This is a genomic window from Geminicoccus flavidas, from assembly GCF_009806515.1.
In the GTDB taxonomy this organism is placed as follows: domain Bacteria; phylum Pseudomonadota; class Alphaproteobacteria; order Geminicoccales; family Geminicoccaceae; genus Geminicoccus; species Geminicoccus flavidus.
In genome coordinates this window covers 1-741 of sequence record NZ_WUJP01000144.1, presented here as the reverse complement: position 1 = coordinate 741, position 741 = coordinate 1, and the positions used below count along the sequence as shown (strand labels likewise).

Annotated in this window: 1 protein-coding gene; it reads left to right on the top strand. The window is 68.6% G+C overall.

From position 1 onward, the window contains the following. Positions 1–133 precede the first annotated feature (133 nt). The coding region (locus tag EQG76_RS03875) for a sodium/glutamate symporter (RefSeq protein WP_235031197.1) at positions 134–741 on the top strand (608 nt) is incomplete at its 3' end.

Below are 741 nucleotides of genomic sequence, written 5' to 3'. Positions count from 1 at the left end.
TGGGCGGATGATCGCGCGGAGCTGGCATGCCGGCAAGGTCCGGCGGGTTAGCGGCGGCAGGGCTTGCGGATAGGCCTGGGGCGATCCGGAAATCCGTCGCCGGTACCGGCGCCACGCCAGCCTTCAGGTGCTCATGATCGAGATCGACGGCTTCGTCTCCGTGACAGTCGCCATCCTCCTGCTGCTCACCGGCAAGCTCGCTACGCAGCGCTACGAGATCCTGCGTCGCTACAGCATCGCGGAGCCGGTGGTCGGCGGCTTCCTGTGCGCCGTCGCGGTGGCGCTGGCCTATTACCTGCTGGGGCTGCGGATCGGCTTCGAGCTGGCGGCGCGCGACTTCCTGCTCCTGTATTTCTTCGCCGGCATCGGCCTGAAGTCGGACGTGCGCGCCCTGCGCCAGGGCGGCCGGGCGTTGGTGATCCTGTCCATCCTGTTCATGGTCGGCCAGAACCTCTTGGGCATGGGCGCTGCCGGCCTGTTCGGCCTGGATCCCAAGGCCGGGCTGATGGTGGGCTCGGCGTCACTCACCGGCGGGGTCGGCACCACGATGGCCTGGGCACCGGTACTGGCCGGCGAACACGGCATCAGCAGCGCCATGGAGCTGGGGATCGCGGCCAACACGGTCGGCCTGATCACCACCTGCATGATCGGCGGGCCAATCGCCATCTGGCTGATGCACCGCCACCGGATCGAGCCGTCCGGCTTTGCGAAGCTCGACGTGGGCATGCCGCACGAGCAGGT